The sequence below is a fragment of the Roseobacter weihaiensis genome (assembly GCF_020622345.1).
Lineage (GTDB): Bacteria > Pseudomonadota > Alphaproteobacteria > Rhodobacterales > Rhodobacteraceae > Roseobacter > Roseobacter weihaiensis.
On record NZ_JACNMO010000010.1, the window covers coordinates 77374 to 96229 of the forward strand.

At 60.2% G+C, this 18856-nt stretch carries 18 protein-coding genes and 1 riboswitch; of the genes, 13 read left to right on the top strand and 5 right to left on the bottom strand.

Annotated elements, in window-relative coordinates:
• Positions 1 to 21: 21 nt before the first annotated feature.
• On the bottom strand, positions 22 to 363 hold the full coding sequence (locus H7847_RS13205) for an STAS domain-containing protein (protein ID WP_227269948.1): 342 nt from the start codon (positions 361 to 363) through the stop codon (positions 22 to 24).
• A gap of 83 nt (positions 364 to 446) precedes the next feature.
• Between H7847_RS13205 and H7847_RS13210 the strand changes: the two genes are divergently transcribed.
• The 12 genes from H7847_RS13210 (at position 447) to H7847_RS13265 (ending at position 12216) form a co-directional block, all read left to right on the top strand.
• Positions 447 to 1619, top strand: a complete 1173-nt coding sequence (locus H7847_RS13210) for a thiolase family protein (protein WP_227269949.1) — start codon at positions 447 to 449, stop codon at positions 1617 to 1619.
• Between the two features lie 12 nt (positions 1620 to 1631).
• Complete coding sequence (locus tag H7847_RS13215; RefSeq protein WP_227269950.1) at positions 1632 to 2087, top strand: GAF domain-containing protein; 456 nt, start codon at positions 1632 to 1634, stop codon at positions 2085 to 2087.
• A 114-nt stretch (positions 2088 to 2201) separates the two neighbouring features.
• Positions 2202 to 2774 (top strand): helix-turn-helix domain-containing protein, encoded by a 573-nt coding sequence (locus H7847_RS13220; protein ID WP_227269951.1) that lies wholly within the window; start codon positions 2202 to 2204, stop codon positions 2772 to 2774.
• Complete coding sequence (locus tag H7847_RS13225) at positions 2775 to 3395, top strand: LysE family translocator (protein WP_227269952.1); 621 nt, start codon at positions 2775 to 2777, stop codon at positions 3393 to 3395.
• A gap of 1 nt (position 3396) precedes the next feature.
• On the top strand, positions 3397 to 3771 hold the full coding sequence (locus H7847_RS13230) for a GFA family protein (RefSeq protein WP_227269953.1): 375 nt from the start codon (positions 3397 to 3399) through the stop codon (positions 3769 to 3771).
• 1 nt (position 3772) lies between these two features.
• On the top strand, positions 3773 to 6220 hold the full coding sequence (locus tag H7847_RS13235; RefSeq protein ID WP_227269954.1) for a GcvT family protein: 2448 nt from the start codon (positions 3773 to 3775) through the stop codon (positions 6218 to 6220).
• Positions 6217 to 7107, top strand: a complete 891-nt coding sequence (locus H7847_RS13240; protein ID WP_227269955.1) for a homocysteine S-methyltransferase family protein — start codon at positions 6217 to 6219, stop codon at positions 7105 to 7107. The genes H7847_RS13235 and H7847_RS13240 overlap by 4 nt, the downstream gene beginning before the upstream one ends.
• 12 nt (positions 7108 to 7119) lie before the next feature.
• Positions 7120 to 9564, top strand: a complete 2445-nt coding sequence (locus H7847_RS13245; RefSeq protein WP_227269956.1) for a GcvT family protein — start codon at positions 7120 to 7122, stop codon at positions 9562 to 9564.
• Between the two features lie 118 nt (positions 9565 to 9682).
• Complete coding sequence (locus tag H7847_RS13250) at positions 9683 to 10330, top strand: pseudouridine synthase (RefSeq protein WP_227269957.1); 648 nt, start codon at positions 9683 to 9685, stop codon at positions 10328 to 10330.
• A gap of 93 nt (positions 10331 to 10423) precedes the next feature.
• Positions 10424 to 10741, top strand: a complete 318-nt coding sequence (locus tag H7847_RS13255; RefSeq protein ID WP_227269958.1) for an ArsR/SmtB family transcription factor — start codon at positions 10424 to 10426, stop codon at positions 10739 to 10741.
• Positions 10738 to 11163, top strand: a complete 426-nt coding sequence (locus tag H7847_RS13260; protein WP_227269959.1) for an SRPBCC family protein — start codon at positions 10738 to 10740, stop codon at positions 11161 to 11163. Before H7847_RS13255 ends, H7847_RS13260 begins: the two co-directional genes overlap by 4 nt.
• Positions 11164 to 11277: 114 nt before the next feature.
• Positions 11278 to 11486, top strand: a riboswitch (cobalamin riboswitch).
• Positions 11487 to 11532: 46 nt separating this feature from the next.
• Positions 11533 to 12216 carry an energy-coupling factor ABC transporter permease gene (locus tag H7847_RS13265; RefSeq protein ID WP_227269960.1) on the top strand — a complete coding sequence of 228 codons (684 nt, stop codon included), beginning with the start codon at positions 11533 to 11535 and terminating at the stop codon, positions 12214 to 12216.
• 104 nt (positions 12217 to 12320) lie between these two features.
• Here H7847_RS13265 and H7847_RS13270 read toward each other — a convergent pair whose 3' ends face one another.
• Positions 12321 to 13748 carry an aldehyde dehydrogenase family protein gene (locus H7847_RS13270; protein ID WP_227269961.1) on the bottom strand — a complete coding sequence of 476 codons (1428 nt, stop codon included), beginning with the start codon at positions 13746 to 13748 and terminating at the stop codon, positions 12321 to 12323.
• 150 nt (positions 13749 to 13898) lie between these two features.
• On the opposite strand from H7847_RS13270, the gene H7847_RS13275 reads away from it, so the two are divergent.
• Positions 13899 to 14552: a peroxiredoxin gene (locus H7847_RS13275; protein WP_227269962.1), complete on the top strand. Its 654-nt coding sequence runs from the start codon at positions 13899 to 13901 to the stop codon at positions 14550 to 14552.
• 30 nt (positions 14553 to 14582) lie between these two features.
• On the opposite strand, the gene H7847_RS13280 is transcribed toward H7847_RS13275, so the two are convergent.
• From H7847_RS13280 to pnp, 3 genes are all read right to left on the bottom strand, one after another.
• Complete coding sequence (locus H7847_RS13280; RefSeq protein WP_227269963.1) at positions 14583 to 15506, bottom strand: glycosyltransferase family 8 protein; 924 nt, start codon at positions 15504 to 15506, stop codon at positions 14583 to 14585.
• Positions 15499 to 16584, bottom strand: coding sequence for a hypothetical protein (locus H7847_RS13285; RefSeq protein WP_227269964.1), 1086 nt, complete (start codon positions 16582 to 16584; stop codon positions 15499 to 15501). Before H7847_RS13285 ends, H7847_RS13280 begins: the two co-directional genes overlap by 8 nt.
• A gap of 65 nt (positions 16585 to 16649) precedes the next feature.
• Positions 16650 to 18782, bottom strand: a complete 2133-nt coding sequence (pnp, locus tag H7847_RS13290) for a polyribonucleotide nucleotidyltransferase (protein ID WP_227269965.1) — start codon at positions 18780 to 18782, stop codon at positions 16650 to 16652.
• Positions 18783 to 18856: the final 74 nt, after the last annotated feature.

Below are 18856 nucleotides of genomic sequence, written 5' to 3' on the forward strand. Positions count from 1 at the left end.
AAAAGATCCTTTCGGCCCCGTTCACTGAGGTTTCAGTTCCGCCAACGCCCCTTCCAATGTAGGAAAAACGCTGAACACTGCATCCATTCGGGTCAGCTCAAAAACGCGCGCGACCGTTGGTGTCAGCCCGGCCAGCGCCAGTTTGCGTCCTTTGCCCATATGTTTCACTGCAGCCACAATCGCGCCGAGACCGCTGGAGTCGATGAACTCAACGCGGCTCAGGTCAAGCACAACAACATCGGGGCCGCCGTCGGTCTGGTGTCGCATGGCATCCTTGAACTCAATCGCGACAGCCGCGTCAATGCGTGTGTCCTGTACGGAAACGATGCGCAGATCCTGTTCTGTTTTGCTTGCAAGTTCCATTGTAAACTCCGACAAACTGGATTGCGGCAGGGTGTATCCCGCAAATCTTTCAAATTCATTGAGCCATCAGAGGGGTTAACAGGATGCGGAGTGTTGTGATCGCCGGGGCAGCCCGCACACCGATGGGCGGTTTTCAGGGCGCGCTCGGGACCCTCAGCGCGGCTGAACTCGGGGGCATTGCCCTCAAAGCCGCGCTTGAGATGTCGAATGGTGCCACGGTTGAAGAGCTGTTGATGGGCTGTGTGCTCCCGGCGGGCCAGGGGCAGGCCCCGGCGCGGCAGGCCGGCTTTTGCGCAGGCCTGGGGGAGGACGTGCCAGCCACCACGCTCAACAAGATGTGCGGGTCGGGGATGAAGGCGGCGATGATGGCATTCGACCAGATCGCCTTGGGTCAATCCGATGTCGTTGCGGCCGGTGGCATGGAAAGCATGACAAACGCGCCCTACCTGTTGCCCAAAATGCGGGGCGGTGCCCGGCTTGGCCACAGTCACGTGATCGACCATATGTTTCTCGACGGTCTTGAAGATGCCTATGACAAGGGGCGACTGATGGGCACCTTTGCAGAGGATTGCGCGGAGACCTATCAGTTTACCCGCGCCCGGCAGGACGACTATGCGCTGGCGTCGCTGTCGCGCGCGCTTGAGGCGCAAAAGAGCGGCGCCTTTGAAGGGGAGATTGCGCCCGTTACGGTGTCTTCGCGCAAGGCAAGCGAGACCGTCGTGGCCGATGAGCAGCCCGCCACTGCGCGCCCCGAAAAAATCCCGCAACTCAAACCCGCGTTTCGTGAGGGGGGTACCGTGACGGCTGCGAACGCCTCCTCCATATCGGACGGGGCCGCCGCTTTGGTTCTTGCCTCAGAAGACAGCGCGCAGGCCCGTGGGATGCCGGCGCTTGCGCGTATCGTCGGGCATGCCAGCCACGCGCAGGCACCGGGGTTGTTTACGACCGCCCCTGTCCCCGCGGCGCAAAAGCTCCTGCAGCGTATCGGCTGGGACAAAGAGAGCGTCGATCTGTGGGAAGTGAACGAGGCCTTTGCCGTGGTGCCTCTGGCATTCATGCACGAAATGGCGCTGGATCATGGCAAGGTCAATGTGAACGGCGGGGCCTGTGCGCTCGGCCATCCCATCGGTGCTTCTGGCGCGCGCATCATCGTGACCTTGCTCAACGCGCTGGAAAAACGGGGTTTAAAGCGGGGTGTCGCCGCGATTTGTATCGGTGGTGGCGAGGGAACAGCCATCGCCATAGAGCGGTCTTGAAGGGCGCGATCCATGAGAGCGGACTATAGCTCACTGGCCAAAACCATCGAGGCGCTGACTGCGGGAGAGACCGATACCGTCGCCCTGATGGCAACGGTCGCCTGCGAGGTGCATCACGCGGATGATCGGTTCGATTGGACGGGGTTTTACCGGGTCACCGCGCCTGAAACGCTAAAGATCGGTCCCTATCAGGGTGGCCATGGGTGTCTGGTTATCCCCTTCGCGCGCGGTGTTTGCGGTGCGGCGGCGCGCACACGGCAGGTTCAACTGGTGCCGGATGTTCACGCCTTTCCGGGCCACATCGCCTGTGCCACGACAACACGGTCTGAACTGGTGTTGCCGGTCGAGAATGCGCAGGGGGATCTGCTGGGCGTGTTTGATATCGACAGCGATCAGCTTGGGGCGTTCGAGAGTGCGGATGCAACGTCCCTCGCGGCGATCCTTCGGTCGGTGTTCACGCGGGCATAGGTAAAGCAGCAGCGTCAAAGCAAGATATTAATAACTTGGTCGCAGCGATGAAATTATGCTGGATTTTTTCACGCGACTCAGGCATCGTGAAAAAAACAGGGAAATTTTCACCAGATGCATCACAGCCTGCCGGATCAACCAAAGACACTGGGAGCCGACTTGCGGGCGCTGCGCAAGTCGCGTGGGCTGACACTGGCAGATCTCGCGGATCAGCTTGGCCGCTCTGTCGGTTGGCTGAGTCAGGTGGAACGTGACAAATCTGACCTTTCCATCAGTGATTTACGCCAGATCGCGGATGTGCTGGACGTGTCGGTTTCAATGCTGTTCCGCCATTCCGCGGCACCCGCGCATGAATCGGGCTATATCGTGCGCAAGCCTGCGCGCCGCAAAATCGGATCGACCATCGAAGGGCTTGTCGAAGAGCTCCTCTCCCCCGACCTGACCGATGACTTCGAGATGGTGCATTCCACTTTCGCACCCGGCAGCCGGATCACCGATGCGGTGTCACGCCCGACGCAGGAGGTCGGGTATCTGGTCTCGGGCCGGTTGAACATCGAAATCTCCGAGGTGGTCCACACCATTCACCCCGGCGACAGTTTTCGCATTCGGGGCGAGGCCTTTCGCTGGTCCAACCCTTTCCCGGACCCCGCTGTGGCGATCTGGGTCATTGCGCCGCCGGTGTATTGAATGAGCTTCGAGGCCTGGACCCTGTTTGCTCTGTTCTGGGTGGTTTTTGTCACCACGCCGGGGCCCAATGCGGTCAACTGCATCACCAATGGCATGCATCTGAGCTTTGGGCGCGCGATGATCGGGGTCGGGGCAATCCTGACCCAGGCGAGCCTGTTTCTACTGCTGTCGGCGCTGGGCATCACCGCGTTGATCGCGGCCTCGCCCGCCGCGTTTTTCGTTGCCAAGCTGGTGGGTGCGGGAGTCCTGATCTACCTCGGCATCCGGGGCTGGATGCTTGCAAAGCAGCCCGTGACAATGGGTGACCGGCCGGCCCGCGCGGTCTATCTCAATGCGCTGGCGATCGCGACGATCAACCCCAAGAGCATCGCGGGGTATCTGGCGGCCTTTTCGCAATTTGTCGCGCCTGACGTGCCGATCTGGGAGCAGATGTCGGTGATCATACCCACCGCACTGACCATCACGGCGCTGAGCTATACCGGGTTTACCCTGCTGGGCGCCGGGCTGGGGCGGGCGGCATTGGGGGCTGTGTTCAATGTCTGGGTGCGCCGGATGATGGCAGCCTGCTTCGTGACCTATGGCGTGCTGCTGGGCACGACAAGCACACCGGGGAGGGGATGAGATGCTGAGAGGAAGCTGCAACTGCAGGGGCGTGACCTTTACCGTGAGGGGAGAGGTGCGCAGCGTATCGAGCTGTCATTGCGGGCAATGCCGCAAACAGTCGGGCCATGTCTGGGCCTCTGCTGTGGCGGAGCAGCCGGACATCGAGATCGCCGGCGATGTACGCTGGTATGCGGCAAGCCCGATTGCCCAGCGGGGGTTTTGCCCGACCTGCGGTGCGTTCCTGTTCTGGAAGCACAAGGACGAGACATCAATGAGTTTCGCGCTGGGGGCTCTCGACGGGCCCACGGGGCTGAAGCTGCAAAAGCACATCTTTGTCGCGGACAAGGGTGATTACTACGAGATCGCGGACGACGTGCCGCAAAGGGAGAACTGACATGGCCGAATTTCCAACAACTGCACGCGTCGTCATCATCGGGGGGGGCGTTGTGGGCGTGTCCGCCCTCTACCATCTGGCCAAGGAAGGCTGGACGGATTGCGTCCTGCTGGAAAAGAACGAACTCACGGCCGGGTCGACCTGGCATGCGGCTGGCAACTGCCCGAACTTCGCGCCCAACTGGGCCGTGATGAACATGCAGCGCTATTCGCTCGAGATGTACCGGACGCTGGCCCAAGACGTCGACTATCCGATGAACTACCATGTGACCGGGGCAGTCCGTCTGGCGCATAGCAAAGAGCGGATGATGGAGTTTGAAAAAGTGGCCAGCATGGGCCGCTATCAGGGTCTCCAGATGGATATCTGCACGCCGGAGGAGCTGCAAAAGCACAACCCCTTCATGGAGACCCACGATCTTGAAGGTGGTCTCTGGGACCCGCTGGACGGCGACATCGACCCGGCACAGCTGACCCAGGCGCTGGCGAAGGGCGCGCGTGATCTGGGGGCGCAGATCGAACGGTTCTGCCCGGCAACCGGTGTCAGCCGCGACGGCGACGAATGGGTCGTGCACACCGACAAGGGCGATATCCGCTGTGAATACGTGGCCAATTGTGCGGGGTATTACGCCGCGCGTGTTGGTGATTGGTTCAAACCCCATGGTGGCCGCGATGTGCCGATGGTGGTGATGAGCCACCAGTATTTCCTGACCGAGGAGATCCCCGAACTGGCGGCCTGGACCAAGGAACAGGGCCACAAGATGCCGATGATCCGGGACGTCGACAGTTCCTACTATCTGCGGCAGGACAAGAACGGATTGAACCTCGGCCCCTATGAGCGCAACTGCAAGGCGCATTGGGTGACCAAGGATGATCCCATGCCGCAGGATTTCTCCTTCCAGCTCTATCCTGACGATCTGGAGCGGTTGGAGTGGTACATCGAAGACGCGATGGAGCGTGTGCCCCTCCTGGGAACAGCAGGGGTGGGTCGGAACATCAACGGCCCCATTCCATACGCCCCCGACGGGTTGCCGATGATCGGCCCGATGCCCGGTGTCAAAAACGCCTTCGAGGCGCATAGCTTTACCTTTGGCATCGTGCAGGGCGGTGGCGCGGGCAAGGTCTTGTCCGAATGGATCATGCATGGTGAGACCGATCGCGATATGTGGGCCGTCGACCCGCGCCGCTACACTGCTCATGCGGATCACGACTTCTGCCTGGCCAAGGCGCTTGAAACCTATGGCCACGAATACGCGATGCATTTCCCGCATCACGAATGGCCCGCCGGGCGCGACAAGAAGTTATCACCGGTTGATGCCCACATTCGGGCGGCCGGCGGTCAGATGGGGGCCTATAACGGGTGGGAGCGGGCCAACTGGTTCGCCAAAGAGGGCGACGACACCTCCGAGGCCGCAACCGAAACATGGGACCGCGAAGGTCCCTGGGCGATCCGCGTGAAAGAAGAGGTTGAAGCGGTGCGCGACGCCGTGGGCGTGCTCGATCTGCCCGGCTTTTCGCGGTTCAACCTCTCGGGCGAGGGGGCTGCGGCATGGCTGCGCGGCCGCATCGCCGGAGCGCTGCCCAAGGCGGGGCGCATGACGCTGGGATACTTCCCGGACAGCCGGGGGCGCATCCTGACCGAGATGTCGATCATCCGGCATGCCGAGGATCATTTCACGCTAATCACCGCGGCCCCTGCGCAATGGCATGATTTCGAAGTTTTGAAAAAACACCTGCCCGGCGGGCTCAGCCTGACCGATCAAACGGACGAATTCTCGACTCTGATCGTGTCCGGCCCGAAATCGCGCGCGCTGTTTGAGCGCATTGGCGCGCAAGCGGATCTGAGCACCGGCTGGCTGACGCATCAGGATGGGGTCGTGGCAGGCAAGGATTGTCGGATGCTGCGCGTCTCCTTTGCCGGCGAACTGGGCTGGGAGGTGCATGCCAGGATGGCCGACATGCCCGCAATCTACGAAGCCGTCATCGGCGCCGGGGCCAAACCGTTCGGGATGTTCGCGCTGAATTCGATGCGGATCGAAAAAGGCTACCGCGCCTGGAAGGGCGACTTGTCGACGGATTATTCGCTCCTTGAGGGGGGGCTCGAACGCTTCGTCAAGCTCGACAAGCCGCAGGATTTCCCCGGAAAAGCCGCCCTGCAGAATGAAAAGCAGCAAGGCAGCAGCAAGCGTTTTGTCACGCTGATCGTCGAGGCGGGCGCACAGGACGCGCCCTACATGTCGCCGCTTTTCCACAAGGATGAAGTAGTCGGAGAAACCACATCCGGGGACTGGGGGTACCGGATCAACAAATCCGTCGCTCTGGGTATGCTGCGCATCGACCTGACCGAACCGGGATCAGAGGTCGAGGTTGAAATCTATGGCCATCGCTACAAGGCTGTCGTGCAGCCGGACCAACCGCTTTGGGACCCCGAAAACGAAAGGCTGCGTGCATGAGCGCAATCGCGCTGCTTGACGGTGGCATGGGTCAGGAACTGGTACACCGGGCGGGGGATCAACCGACACCGCTCTGGTCAACGCAGATTATGATCGACCATCCGGGACTGGTGCAGCAGGTTCACGCGGATTTTTTCGCGGCGGGGGCCACCATTGCCACGGCCAACACCTACGCCATCCATCACGACCGGCTGGCGGGCACGGCGATTGAGGGGCAGTTCGGCATGCTGCATGCACGCGCCCTGGCCGAGGTGCACGCGGCGCGGAAAATCCATGGTTCGGGCAGGGTTGCCGGCAGCATCGGCCCCCTGCGCGCCAGCTACCGACCCGATCTGCACCCTCTGGCAGAGATGGCCGTGCCGCTTTTTGCCGAGGTGGCTCAGACCGTGGCAAGCGGCTGCGACCTGCTGCTTCTGGAAACCGTGGCCTCCGTTGCGCATGCGCGGGATGCGCTGGCGGGCGCGAGGACGACAGATCTGCCGGTCTGGCTGTCGCTCACCGTCTCGGATACGGACGGGACGCATCTGCGCTCCGGCGAACCCTTGGCCGATGCGCTTTACGTGGCCGCCGGAGCGGATGCGATCCTTATCAACTGCTCGGCTCCCGAAGCGGTCACCCAGGCCCTGCCGCTGATTGCTCCGCTGGGCAAACCCATTGGTGGGTATGCCAATGCCTTTGAGCGGATCACCGAGGACTTTCTCAAGGAAAAGCCCACCGTCGATGCGCTCAAGGCCCGGCGGGACATGGGGCCGCGGGCCTATGCCGGCTACGTCATGGAGTGGGTCGGACTTGGCGCCACCATCGTGGGCGGGTGCTGTGAGGTCAGCCCCGATCATATCTCTGAAATCGCACGGCGGCTGCAAGCCGCTGGTCACACACTGGTTTAAAGGATTACTGAAATGGCTATGCCTCCGTCTCATGCGCGCGTTGTCATCATTGGGGGGGGCGTTATCGGCTGCTCTGTTGCCTATCACCTGACCAAACTGGGCTGGAAAGACGTTGTGTTGCTGGAACGCAAGCAGTTGACCTCGGGCACCACCTGGCATGCTGCGGGTCTCATCGCGCAGCTGCGTGCAACTGCCAACATGACCAAGCTGGCGAAGTATTCGCAGGAGCTTTACGGCAATCTCGAGGAAGAGACCGGCGTGGCCACCGGGTTCAAGCGCTGCGGGTCGATCACCGTATCACTCACCGAAGAGCGCCGAGAGGAGATCCTGCGGCAGGCGGCGATGGCGCGGGCCTTTGGCGTGGAGGTGGAGGAAATCTCGCCCTCCGAGGTCAAGGAGCGTTATGAGCATCTGAACATTAAGGGCGTGACGGGGGCTGTGTATCTCGACAAGGACGGGCAGGGCGACCCGGCCAATATCGCGCTGGCGCTGGCCAAGGGCGCGCGTCAACGTGGTGCGCAGGTGATCGAGCGTACGCGCGTGACGGCGATCCGCAAGGAGGGTCGCCAGGTCACCGGGGTCGAATGGGAGCAGGGCGGCGAGACCGGCTTTACCCAAGCGGATATGGTCGTGAACTGCGGCGGCATGTGGGCCCATGATGTGGGCCGCATGGTGGGTGTGAACGTGCCGCTGCACGCCTGCGAGCATTTCTACATCGTGACGGAGGCCATCCAGGGGCTGAAACAACTACCGGTGCTGCGGGTGCCGGATGAATGCGCCTACTACAAGGAAGACGCAGGCAAGATGCTGCTGGGGGCGTTTGAGCCCAACGCCAAGCCCTGGGGGATGGAGGGCATCCCGGCGGATTTCGAATTTGACCAGCTGCCCGAGGATTTCGATCACTTCGAGCCCATTCTGGAGGCCGCCGTCGAACGGCTGCCAATGCTGGCCGAGGCGGGGATCCATACGTTTTTCAACGGGCCAGAGAGTTTTACGCCCGACGATGCCTACCATCTGGGTCTGGCACCCGAACTGGACAACTTCTGGGTGGCGGCGGGCTTCAACTCCATCGGTATCCAGTCCGCAGGCGGTGCGGGCATGGCGCTGGCGCAGTGGATGGAAGACGGGCAGAAACCCTTCGATCTGGGCGATGTGGACATCAGTCGGATGCAGCCGTTTCAGGGCAACAAGAGCTATCTTTATGAACGTTCGGCCGAGTCTCTGGGCTTGCTTTATGCGGATCACTTCCCCTTCCGGCAGAAAGAGACTGCACGGAAAATCCGCCGCTCGCCGGTCTATTGGCAGTTCCTGGATCGTGGTGCCGTCATGGGCGAATTTGCCGGTTGGGAACGGCCCAACTGGATCGCGAAACCGACGCAGACGCCGGAGTATGAGTACAGCTGGAAACGCCAGAGCTTCTTCAACAACATCGCCGAAGAGCACACGGCGATCCGCAACAATGTGGGCATGTATGATATGTCCTCCTTCGGCAAGATCCGGGTGGAAGGGCGCGATGCGACGGCCTTCATGAATTACGTGGGCGGTGGCCAGTATGACGTGCCGGTGGGCAAGATCGTCTATACTCAGTTCCTGAACCCGCGCGGCGGGATCGAGGCGGATGTGACGGTCACGCGCCTGAGCGAGACGGCTTATCTGGTTGTCACCCCGGCCGCGACACGGCTCGCCGATGAGACCTGGATGCGCCGCCATGTGGGCGACTTCAACGTGGTCATCACCGATGTGACTGCGGGCGAGGCGGTGTTGGCGGTGATGGGGCCGAATTCGCGCGAGTTGCTAAACCTGGTCTCGCCCAATGATTTTTCCAATGAAGTCAACCCTTTCGGCACCGCGCAGGAGATCGAGATTGGCATGGGCCTGGCGCGGGTGCACCGGGTGACCTATGTGGGTGAACTGGGCTGGGAGGTCTATGTCTCCTCCGAGATGGCCGCGCATGTTTGCGAGACGCTGATCGAGGCGGGGGCGGAGTTGAACCTCAAGCTATGTGGCATGCACATGATGGACAGCTGCCGGATGGAGAAGGGCTTCCGTCACTTCGGGCATGATATCACCTGCGAGGATCACGTGCTGGAAGCGGGTCTGGGCTTTGCAGTGAAGACCGACAAGCCCGACTTCATCGGCCGTGACGCGGTGCTGCGCAAGAAGGAAGAGGGCCTGAAAAACCGGCTTGTGCAGTTCAAACTGACCGATCCGGAGCCGTTGCTCTATCACAACGAGCCGATCCTGCGGAACGGCGAGTTGGTGGGGTATCTGGCCTCTGGCGCCTATGGTCACACGCTGGGCGGCGCGATGGGTCTGGGATATGTGCCCTGCGAAGGAGAGACTGCCGCTGAGGTGCTCGCGTCGGAGTATCACATCGACGTGGCGGGCACATTGGTGAAGGCGGAAAGCTCCTTGAGGCCAATGTACGATCCGAAATCAGAGCGGGTCAAAGCCTGATCGGGCGCTGACCAGGGGGGCCTCTTGCATGCAGGTGGCGGGGGGCTGATTTACCGCGCATGCCCTGCCGCAGGTGCAGAAGGGTTGAACATTGGCGGCGCTTCTGCGAGCAGACCGCATGAGCACTGACTACGCCCCACCGCAAGACCCTCTGGTGGTTTTGCACGAAGATGCAGAAGTCCTTCTGGTGGATAAACCGGCAGGGCTCTTGTCGGTCCCCGGCAAGGGGCCGCAGCTTGCCGATTGCCTGTTGTCGCGGGTGCAGGCGGTGTTTCCCGATGCGCTGCTGGTGCACCGATTGGATCGTGACACATCCGGCGTGATGATCTTTGCGCTGACGCCCCATGCCCAACGCCATCTGGGTCTGCAATTTGAAAAACGGATGACCCGGAAAACCTATGTGGCGCAGGTCTGGGGGGTGCCGCAGGCCAAAACCGGTACGGTTGACCTGCCACTGATCGTCGACTGGCCTAACCGGCCGCGGCAGATGGTCTGCCATGAGACCGGCAAACCTGCGCAGACAGACTGGCGCGTGCTCAGGGATGATGGGGTTACGGCACGGGTGCTGTTGCACCCGAAAACGGGCCGGAGCCATCAGCTTCGTGTACATATGCTCAGCTTGGGCCACCCTATTCTTGGCGACCCCTTTTACGCCACCGGGCCTGCGCGCGCGTTCCCCCGCCTGATGCTGCACAGCCAGGAATTGCGGTTCAAACACCCGCAGGGGGGGCGATCGATGAAGGTCAGGACAGCTCTGCCCTTTTAAGGCTGCAAACGAGGATCACATAAATCAGCTCTTGACATGATACCTTATGGTTTCATAAAAGGGATACCAAAAGGTATTACTTTTGGAGATCAGATGCCACCGATCCAATCGACCTTCCGCGCGCTTGCGGACCCCACGCGCCGCGACATCCTGGTGATGCTGCGCGACCGTGACCTGACCATCGCCGAGGTGGCGGAGAATTTCGACATGACCCGCGCCGCCGTGAAAAAGCACCTGACCGTGCTGAGCGACGGCGGGCTCATCACCATTCGCACCAGCGGGCGGCAGCGGATCAACACGCTCAACCCGGCGGGCATCGCCACGGTGATGGATTGGCTGACGTTCTTTGACGTCTTCTGGGACGACCGCCTGACCAAACTGAAATCCGAAATTGAAAAGGACACACCATGACAGACCCCGTATTGCGCAAAACGATTTTCCTGAAAGCCCCGCGGGCCGAAGTCTGGGCCTTTCTGACCGAACCGGACAAGCTGGCCAAATGGTTCCACGCGCCCAAACAAGCGCTGTCCCAGGGTCAGAAGCTGGAGATGTATGGCACCACCAGCGGTGATCTGCTGATCTGGGGCGAGGTCAAGGTGGCGCGCCCGCCCGAGTACCTGGAACATACCTTCACGGTGAAACCGATGGGCGATGCGGAGAGCCTGGTCAAATGGACGCTCACGGAGGTGACAGGCGGCACGCAACTCTCGCTGGAGCACTCCGGTTTGACTGCGAGCGCAGAGGCGTTTGGTATGGTGCTGTCGCTCGACAAAGGCTGGGACGAACATTTTGGCCAGATGCGAAGTGTGCTGAACGACCGGGTTGCCGCTTGATCACGTGACAAGCACCGGCGAGCCATCTGACCGGCGATGCCGCCCCCCTGTGCTTTCGTCTGCTGAACGGGCCGCGCCCCTACGAAAGCCTATTTACTTTGATCTGTGTATTGCCCAAGGATTGGGAGATGGTTCTTTGGTGCAGCTTTGCACCTTGGATGAAATGGGAACACGGTCAGGCTCCGCAAACCGGGGCCAATGCCGTGGCTGCCCCCGCAACTGTAGGTGGTTGCCGAACTCGATATGCCACTGGCCGACGGCTGGGAAGGTGAGGGCGGCACAAGACCACGAGCCAGGAGACCTGCCATCGTCACCGGCGCGAGCCACAATATACCACCACCGCACGGAGGGTGCGAGAAGGAGTGCAGCATGCATATCGAAGAAGGCGTCGTTGACGGCGCAAAAATCCTGTTGAGCTACGGGACGGCTCTGACCGCCTTTGGTCTGGCGGGTAAAATGGCCCTTGATACGATCAGAAATGATGGCGGGGTGGCCGCACTGGCCGTGCGCAGTGTCGGGACCACTGCCCTTGTTTTTATGTTTTTCGAGGTTTTTCCGCATTACCCGGTAGGTGTCTCGGAGGTCCACTTCATTCTCGGATCAACGCTTTACCTGCTCTTCGGAGGGGGTGCTGCCGCCATTGGCCTCGCCTTGGGGCTGTTGGTTCAGGGTCTTTTCTTCGCGCCCTTCGATCTTCCGCAATATGGCATGAACGTCACGACGCTGCTGGTGCCACTCTGGGCGGTTGGCCTCTTGGCAAAGCGGATCATCGCACCGCATACGGCCTACGTTGATCTGAAATACACGCAGGCCCTTGCGCTCTCGACGACCTACCAGGGGGGTGTTGTCGCCTGGGTGGCCTTCTGGGCCTTCTACGGGCAAGGCTTTGGGGCTGAGAACATGAATGCCGTGGTCACCTTTGGGGCGGCCTATATGTTGGTGATCCTGCTTGAACCGCTTGCGGATCTTGCGGTTCTGGCCGGGGCCAAGACGTTCAGGTCTCTCTCGACCTCGTCGCTATTCTACAATCGCCTGCACGAAACGGCGAGCTGATGACGGAATCCGGCCCCTAACCGGGCCGGATCTTTTTTGCGAGCTGACAAACGGGGCAGCCCTCTTTGCTGTTGACTGCAGGGCCTGATAACGACTTGCCGCGGCTATTCGGCAGCCCAGCCCGACACGGCTTTGACCTCGAGGAATTCCTCCAGACCAAAGATGCCGCCTTCGCGGCCGTTGCCGGACTGCTTGTACCCGCCGAAGGGGGAGCCCTGCGCGAATCCTTGGCCATTTGTCTCCACCATGCCGGACCGTAGTCTGCGCGCCACGCGGCGGCGCTTCTCGTCATCTTCTGTCTGGACATAGTTTGTCAGCCCATAGGGCGTGTCATTGGCGATTGCGATGGCTTCCTCTTCGCTCTCAAAAGGGATGATCGACAGCACCGGGCCAAAGACCTCTTCGCGCGCAATGGTCATGTCGTTGGTGACATCGGCAAAGACCGTCGGCTTGACGTAGTAGCCCCGGTTCAATCCATCCGGACGGCCCAGCCCGCCCGCAACAAGGCGTGCCTCGGACATGCCAACCTCGATCAGCTTCTGGATCTTGTTGAACTGTGCCTCAGAAACCACCGGCCCGATGTGCTTGCCCTCTTCCGAGGCTGGGCCCACACGGGTGTGCGTGGCCACATCCGCGGCCATTTCGACCGCTTCATCGTAGCGGGACATATGCACCAGCATCCGCGTCGGCGCGTTGCACGATTGGCCGGAGTTTCGGAAACAGCGGATGGCACCGGCCTTGGCGGCTTTCGGGTGGGCATCCTCAAAGATGATGTTGGCCCCTTTACCCCCCAGTTCCAGGCTGACCCGCTTTAATGTGTCAGCCGCCGCCTTCGAGATTGCAATGCCCGCCCGTGTGGAGCCTGTAAAGCTGACCATATCCACATCCGGATGCGACGATAGCTGGCTGCCGACGCCCGCGCCATCGCCGTTGACCAGGTTGAACACCCCCTTGGGAAAACCTGCCGCGTCGATGAATTCAGCAAAGAGCAGACCCGACAGCGGCGCAATCTCCGAGGGTTTCAGCACCATCGTGCATCCGGTCGCCAGGGCAGGGGCTGCTTTCAGAACGATCTGGTTCATCGGCCAGTTCCAGGGCGTGATGAGCGCACAGACCCCAATTGGTTCGAGCAGCGTTTTTTCCGAGGATGTGAAGTCACGTTCAAAACTGAAGCCTTCAAAGGCCTTCAGAAAGCCCTGCAGGTGCCAGCTGCCCGCGCCGACCTGCTGGGCGCGGCTCAACTCAATTGGTGCGCCCATTTCCAGTGACATGGCCTGCGCCATTTCCTCTGCCCGATCATTGTAAACCTCCAGCAGACGTTGCAGCAGTATCTGCCGCTCCGTTTTGGAAGTCTGTGACCAGCTGTCAAAGGCCCCGCGGGCCGCTTTCACCGCGGCGTCCGTGTCCGCCCGGTCGCCCAGCGAAATAACGGCGCATTGTTCCTCGGTGGACGGGTCGATGACCGCAAAGTCGTTCGGTTTAGCGGGGGCGACCCACGCGCCGTCGATGTAAAAATCACGCTTTTGCAACATAGGGTTTTCTCCTTTTGCCGGGCTCGCACCGCCCAGTGTCGGCGGGCACTGTGTCACCGTCCTGCAGAGGCGGCAAGAGGGGGTGCAAGATTGTAAATTCCGTACTAGGTTCCGCAAAGACCCGACCAAAGCATTGCACCGGAGGATATCATGGGCTTGCGTATAAACGACACAGTTCCCGACTTTACGGCTGAAACGGATAAGGGGACCATTCGGTTTCATGACTGGATCGGCGACAGCTGGGCGATCCTGTTTTCGCATCCAAAGGATTTTACCCCTGTCTGTACGACCGAATTTGGCGCCGTGGCGCAACTGGCCGATGAATGGGACAAACGCAACACCAAGGTGATCGGCGTCTCTGTCGATGGCGTTGAAGATCACAAGAAATGGAAAACCGATATCGAGACTGTTGGCGGTGCTGTCGCAGGCTTCCCGATCATTGCAGATGAAGGTCTGGAGATTTCCAAGGCCTTCGACATGCTGCCGGCCGAAGCCTACCTGCCGGATGGTCGCACGCCTGCTGACAGTGCCACCGTGCGATCGGTGTTCATCATCGGACCGGACAAGCAGCTGAAGCTGTCGATGACCTATCCGATGACGGTGGGGCGCAACTTTGCCGAGGTGCTGCGCGCGCTGGACGGGTTGCAGATGTCGACGGGGAACGGTGTCGCGACCCCGGCCAACTGGATGGTCGGCGAAGACGTCATCATACCGCCCACTGTGTCAGACGAAGACGCCAAGGCCAAGTTCGGTGAGTTTGAGACGATCCTGCCGTATCTGCGCAAAACCAAGGCGCCCAACTGATCATGAGCGGGTCGGGGTGACCGGCTCGCTTTACTCCCGCGCGCGGATGCTGTGCTTGCGGTAGCCTTTCCGGCTCAGCCATTTTTTACGGAAGTTCCTGAAATTGAAAACCCGTAGACCCCTCGGCAGGCTTTCTTCGACGTCACGATAATACGCTGCCGTATGTTGCCGCTGCCAGGGTTTGCCGCGGGGCCCCGCGTAATGGATGATCGCGGGGTCGTCGCGGGCGGCTTCCATCTCCTGATCCGAGTAGACGGTCGTCAGATAGCGATAGTCGGCGGCCTGCCGCACGTCCTCCGCCTCATAGAGGTCTTCGAGCACCACATATCGAAGCGGCAACGTCCCGATTTGAGGCGTTGCGATGTTCAGAAGATCAAGGTCAAAGAATCTCAAGCGGTCTCCGATCTGTTCGATCGTATCGAAGTACCTCCGGATCACTTTCCTGTCCCGCATCAGCGAAAGGTTCATCACCATGAAACCCGAAAACACGATCTGGTCTTTGGTGTTTTCCGGGAAATAGTAGTGCAGGATTTTTTCCGGGGTGTTCGTCTCTGCCGCGACCCCTGCCCATTCGATGTCGGAAAGATCGGTTGCAAAGGCGTCGCCCAGGTCGTCTGTGACATACACATCAACGTCCGAATATATCGCCTTGTCCCGATCCGCGAGCACCTCGCTGGCCAGCAGACGGTAATAGACGATTTCTGTCCAGCTGCCTCGTCCCTTTGGCACCCCCTCAAAGCGCGCCGCGGGGATCTCAAAAAACCGCATGCTGTGGCGGGTGCCTTCCACCAGCGTCAACAGATCGGCCTTCAACACGGCGTCAAAGCCGGGATTGAAAATGTTGATCTCGTAGGTGGTTGTCTCTTTCGCGGCGGTCACAAGGGACTTTATGGTGACGCCTGCGCCGATCAGAATGCGATCATCAAAGCACAGTATAATTGGAATATCAGCCATTTAACAGCATTTCCATATTGCGTACCGACTGCGCATAAAGCGCGCTGGCTGATGAAGCCATCGCAGTTTGCATGGTTTCATATGCGTCTGCGCTCATATTTATGGCCTGATGAAGCGCGTCATACATCTCTGCGTCGGTGCCGTAAAAAAGGCTGTTCTGAGGGGTGAGCGCGGTGCCGGTGGCAAAGTCGCATTGCAGGATGCAGGGTTTGTGAAAGCCGTAGCAAAGCTGAAAGCTGCCCGTCGTTTTCACGGTCTTGTAGGGGACGTGATCCGGGTTATCGGCCTGAAACGCGGTTACGATGAAATCGCAGTTTTCAACCTCGCGATACATCTCGCGGAAATCGAGCCGACCGAGCTCAACCACATGCGGGACCAGCCGGGGAGGGATTTCGTTGCCCCCCCTTTTGCCGATCATGCGGATCTCGAAATCCGTCTCGCCTGCATCGATCAATCGTTCAGCCGCGTCATAGACGAGGTTCTGATTGCGTCTCTTGGGACGTGCAGCCCCGACAAGCAGGAAGATGGTCTGGCCGCTGGATTTTGGTGTGACCTCAACCTCTCCGAACTTATGCGGGTTCACAACGACCGAGGCGTTCCCCTTGTAATCCAGCGTGCGCAGGGTGATGCTCTGGTCTGACCAAACCTCGGCATCGATCTGTGCCTTGGCATCATGTTCGACCATATGCAGGTTCTGCGGGATCTTGGATCCAAAGACTGCCCTGAGGTCCACCGAGGTATCAGAAGCATGCGGCAGCTTGCCCGCCGTTGAAATCAAGACGGCTCTTGCCTTGTGGATGTGAGGTTTTTTGACAAATCGTGCGATCTGCCGCTGTGTCAGCCGCGTCAGCACCAGCCGGGGATGTTCAAACCGTGAAAACAACCCTTCGTCAAGGCGTTGCGGGGTCATCAGCACCACAACGCGATGGCCAATATCGAGAAGAATTTGGGCGTAGCCTGGGACGATTTCACCATGGCTGAGCGAACAGGGTTCCCAAAGAACCACGGTATTGCCATCAATCTCGGGCCAGTCTGGTGACAATCGCGCCGCGATCATCCTGAACAAGGCTCGCAGCATAAAGAGACGCCCCTTGAAAAAAAGCCCCCCAAGCCGATCACTCAGGGGGCCTTACTTTATCTGTGTTAGTCGGCGATCTCTTCTTTCTTGACCTCTTCACCGGTCTCCTGATCGACGACTTTCATCGACAGGCGGACCTTGCCACGGTCATCAAAGCCCAGCAGTTTAACCTTCACTTCCTGGCCTTCTTTCAGAACGTCAGAGGGGTGGTTCAACCGGCGGTTTTCGATCTGGCTGACGTGCACCAGCCCGTCCCGCTTGCCGAAGAAGTTCACGAAGGCACCGAAGTCGACGATTTTCACGACCGTGCCGGTATAGACCTGACCTTCTTCGGGTTCGGCCACGATGGAGTGGATCATATCGTAGGCTTTCTTGATCGCTTCGCCGTTGGGGCTGGCGATCTTGATGGTGCCTTCGTCGTTGATGTCCACTTTGGCGCCGGAAACCTCGACGATCTCGCGGATGACCTTGCCGCCCGAGCCGATCACTTCGCGGATTTTATCCGTTGGGATCTGCATGGTCTCAATCCGGGGAGCGTGGATCGAGAAGTCCGCAGCCCCGGTCAGTGCCTTGTTCATCTCGCCCAGAATGTGCATCCGACCGTCTTTGGCCTGTGCGAGGGCTTTTTCCATGATCTCGGGCGTGATGCCGGCGATCTTGATGTCCATCTGCAGCGAGGTGATGCCGTTCTCGGTGCCTGCGACCTTGAAGTCCATGTCGCCCAGGTGATCTTCGTCCCCCAGAATGTCCGACAGGATCGCGTAGGAGCCGTCGTCTTCCAGGATCAGACCCATCGCCACACCGGCCACCGCCGATTTCAGCGGCACGCCCGCGTCCATCATGCTGAGCGAGCCACCGCAGACCGACGCCATCGAAGACGAGCCGTTGGATTCGGTGATCTCGGAGACCACGCGTACGGTGTAGGGGAAGTCAGTTGCTGCGGGCAGCACCGCCTGCAGCGCGCGCCATGCCAGCTTGCCGTGGCCGATTTCGCGGCGTCCGGGAGGGCCCACGCGGCCTGCTTCACCGACCGAATAGGGCGGGAAGTTGTAGTGCAACAGGAAGTTCGATTTGAAGTTGCCGTGCAGCGCGTCGATGAATTGCTCATCGTCGCCGGTGCCCAGCGTGGTCACGACGAGACCCTGCGTTTCACCCCGGGTGAAGAGCGCGGAGCCATGTGTCCGCGGCAGAAGACCGGTTTCGCAGACGATGTCACGGATTTCATCGGTCTTCCGACCATCGATCCGCTTGCCTGTTTTCACCACATCGCCGCGCAGGATCGAGGCCTCGAGGCCTTTCATCGCGGAGCCGAGGTTGGGGTCTTCGAGCTGTTCTTCGCTCAACGCTGCCATGATGGTGTCGCGGGCTGCCGCTACTGCGGTGGTGCGTTCCTGCTTGTCCGAGATTGCAAAGGCGGCGCGCATCTCTGTCTCGCCCGCAGCTTTCACAGCGGCGGAAAGCTCCGAATAATCCGCAGGGGCGAAATCAAACGGCTCTTTCGCGGCGTCTTCGGCCAGCGAAATGATCAGGTCCAGAACCGGCTGGATCTGCTCATGGGCGAATTTCACCGCCCCCAGCATTTCCGCTTCCGTCAGCTCGTAGGCTTCGGATTCGACCATCATCACCGCGTCTTTGGTGCCCGCGACAACCAGATCAAGACGCTGATCGGGATCCAGACGCAGGTCCTGCATGTCGTCCACGGTGGGGTTGAGGACATATTCGCCATCCTCAAAACCCACGCGGCAGCCTGCAATCGGGCCCATGAAAGGCGCGCCGGAGATCGTCAGCGCCGCGGAGGCCGCGATCATCGCGACCATATCGGGGTCATTGACCAGATCGTGGGAGAGAACCGTACACATCACCAGCACTTCGTTCTTGAAGCCGGGGACAAACAGCGGGCGGATCGGACGGTCAATCAGACGCGCGGTCAGCGTCTCTTTTTCCGTGGGGCGCGCTTCGCGCTTGAAAAAACCGCCTGGCACTTTGCCGGCGGCGTAGTATTTTTCCTGATAGTGCACGGTCAGCGGAAAGAAATCCTGACCGGGTTTTTGTTTCTTGGCAAAGGTGACGTTTGCCATCACGCTGGTTTCGCCCAGCGTTGCAATCACCGACCCATCCGCCTGACGGGCCACTTTTCCTGTTTCCAGTGTGAGCGTCTCTTCGCCCCACTGCATCGATTTTTTCGTTTCGTTGAACATCTACGTTTCCTGTGTTGGCCCTGCTGTGGGCCATTTACATAGGGGGCGAATTCCCCCTGACCTCGGTATCTTCT